The sequence below is a fragment of the Celeribacter persicus genome (assembly GCF_003050785.1).
GTDB classification, from domain to species: Bacteria; Pseudomonadota; Alphaproteobacteria; order Rhodobacterales; family Rhodobacteraceae; genus Celeribacter; species Celeribacter persicus.
In genome coordinates this window covers 1-2,523 of record NZ_QAOH01000073.1, presented here as the reverse complement: position 1 = coordinate 2,523, position 2,523 = coordinate 1, and the positions used below count along the sequence as shown (strand labels likewise).

General features: G+C 61.5%; 3 protein-coding genes. All 3 read right to left on the bottom strand.

Going from position 1 to position 2,523, the window contains the following annotated elements:
• Nucleotides 1-121 precede the first annotated feature (121 nt).
• The 3 genes from C8N42_RS21175 to C8N42_RS21165 all read right to left on the bottom strand — a co-directional run bounded on the left by C8N42_RS21175 (nucleotide 122) and on the right by C8N42_RS21165 (nucleotide 2,521).
• Nucleotides 122-640: a DNA repair protein RadC gene (locus C8N42_RS21175; RefSeq protein WP_107818361.1), complete on the bottom strand. Its 519-nt coding sequence runs from the start codon at nucleotides 638-640 to the stop codon at nucleotides 122-124.
• Nucleotides 641-736: 96 nt separating this feature from the next.
• On the bottom strand, nucleotides 737-1,237 hold the full coding sequence (locus C8N42_RS21170) for a hypothetical protein (RefSeq protein ID WP_107818357.1): 501 nt from the start codon (nucleotides 1,235-1,237) through the stop codon (nucleotides 737-739).
• Nucleotides 1,238-1,330: 93 nt separating this feature from the next.
• The gene (locus tag C8N42_RS21165) at nucleotides 1,331-2,521 is read right to left on the bottom strand and encodes a DUF932 domain-containing protein (RefSeq protein WP_211309239.1); all 1,191 of its coding nucleotides are present in this window, start codon (nucleotides 2,519-2,521) and stop codon (nucleotides 1,331-1,333) included.
• Nucleotides 2,522-2,523: the final 2 nt, after the last annotated feature.

Genomic DNA, 2,523 nt, shown 5'->3' with positions numbered 1-2,523 from the left:
CAGGGTGGGTTCGATCTTGGACATTGGAAACTCCGGAATGAGGGAAAGGATCTGAACCCCGGGGCTCTCTCTCGTCCCCGTAGGCTCACATCCTCCCCTGCCCTTCTCTGACTCTCGGGCGTCACGCCGCGATCTGCAGGGCGCGAGACGCGAAGACACGCCAGAGCGGATCGACAAGACGGGCATCGAGAAGGTCGGCGTGGTGCCGCAGCCGTCGCGCGAGGCCATGTTCATGCCACTCGGCCGCCCGCATGGCCTGCGCGCGGGTCTGGCTGGCCTCGGACACGACGGCGCGGGCTTCGGCGGCATCCGAGACCGGGTGGCACCATGCGACCCCGCCATCATTGGTAGCCCCGGCCAGAACGAGGCGGCCCTCCCGATCGAGGATTGCCAGGATACGCGGCGCGTCTTCAGGTGTGATATCTTCGGCTTGAACGATTGCCCCCTGCATCGCCTCGGCCAGCGTGGCAAATCGCTCCAGTACCTTGGGGTGTGCCTGCCCAGACATGAGGGCCGCGGGCGCATGGCAAGCCGTCGTGAGTGCGAACGGAAAGTCTTGATCTGCAAAAACGGTCAGGAGGCTCGGCGGCAAACCTGTTTTCTGCGTTTCCGGCTGAGTTTGGAGAGGAAGGTCGAACATCGGCATATCTCCGACGGTGCGGAGAGCCTCTCTCCCCGCTTCAAACCGTCAAAGACCAAACCGCCCCCTCGGACTCTCTGTCGCTGATCGGGCCGATCATTTCGGCGTTGGTAAATCCCTCCATCGAACCCGCAAGTAGCGCCCTTCACGCTTTGGGAGATCTTTTCGGTCGATCATCCGACCCGAGACCTGAAAATCCTCGTTGATCTTTACAACCAAAAGCTTGTTGAAATGCCCATTGGTATCGACCACAACCACATCCTTTGTCTTGAATGGCGTAATGGTTTTGACCTCGACATGATCATTGCCAAGTCTTCCGTCAGCACCCTGGGCATAGGTCTTGTTCAGCTTGATACCGTACGTGATAGCACCGAACAGCTCACCGATATCGCCGTAGACAGAGAGGTGGAGGCCGGTCTCGAGGTGATAGCTTTCCGCGAGGGACAGGAGATCCTCAAAATATGGGATCATAGACCGGATCGCGTTCGGGTATTTAGCGCCCCACTCCTTGTAGCGAAGCTGCTCGTCGATTTCCGACCAGGTAACCCATTCGCCGTCATCATAAAATGCACGATCTGACCAATCGATTTCTTCCATGCGCGTACTTCCAATACCTAAACATGTCGGGCACGGTAGCAGATCGATGAAACAGGGACGAGACCGGAGGCGATATCGCCTCCGGTCGCCACCTCAACCAACGCGGTCGAGAAGCTTCTTGGCGCGCCCTTCCATGTCGAGGCGGGCATCCTGCTGAGTCCTGTCGCGCGCGAGCCGCGTGATCCCCTGCACGAAATCGAAGATGCTCTCGGGCGGGCGGCCTTCCTCCATCAGCACCTTCTCGATGATCTTGCCGGATTCGGCCTTCGAGAAACCGCGCTTGCGCAGGAAATCCGCGCGGTCCGCGTCGCTGCGCGCCACGATCTGCTGGCGCGCCGCCTTGATGCCGTTCACGAACCCCTGCGGCGAGGAATTGGCAAACCGCGTCAACGCGGGCGCGGCCTCATGTGCGAAGCGCGACGCGGCGTATTTCGAGTGACGGATCTTGATCTCCTGGAAATCCTCGACGCCCCAGAGGTTGCGGTTCTGGCACACCGCCCGCAGATAGAAGCTCGCCATGCCGAGGGTCTTCGCGCCCACCTCGGAATTCCAGCAATAGAAGCCCCGGAAATAGAGATCGGGGGAGCCGTCCGCCAGCTTGCCCGCCTCGATCGGGTTGCGATCATCGACCAGGAACAGGAAGACATCGCGGTCCGAAGCGTAAAGCGTGGTCGTATCGCGGCTGATTTCGACATCGGGGTTGTAGACCCCGGTCGACCAATCCAGCACACCCGGTACCTTCCAGCGCGTATCGCCCGTGCCATTGCCCGCGATGCGCTGAACCGCCTCGACAAGCTCGAAGTCATGGATGCGGCCGTAGTCGGGACCGGTCACGGCGCGCAGTTCCGTGCGGCCATCGTCGGTCTCGAAGGTCTTAACCTGCTCGGCGCGGTGGTTGGTCAAACCGTATTGCAGGTTGATCCCCGCCAGAGGCGCGGGCAACTGCCGCAGGTAGGATGCCGGGGCACCGACGATGCTGGCAAGCTGGCCGAAGGCCCAGTGCGTGGGTGCGACCGGCTCATGCGCTTTCGGCAGGACCAAGTCGAGCCGCTCTGCACTGTCGCGCGCTGCCTCGACACGGATGTCGGCGGTTTGCACCACCCGGCTGCGGCTGCGCTCAGAGCGACCCTTCACATTGGCCCAGAGATCGTCGAGCGACAGGTACCGCTCGTCATCCGGCCTGTTGAACCATTCGGACGACACCCGCCCATTCCGATCACCCCGGCTCACATCCACTTTCCAGCCACCAGCCCGCGTCGGCTGTACCGCATCCAGAACTTCCACAA

Bases quoted from the DNA above. Each gene is read 5' to 3' on its own strand.
- C8N42_RS21175 (WP_107818361.1), bottom strand. From the start codon at position 640: ATGTTCGACCTTCCTCTCCAAACTCAGCCGGAAACGCAGAAAACAGGT.
- C8N42_RS21170 (WP_107818357.1), bottom strand. From the start codon at position 1,237: ATGGAAGAAATCGATTGGTCAGATCGTGCATTTTATGATGACGGCGAA.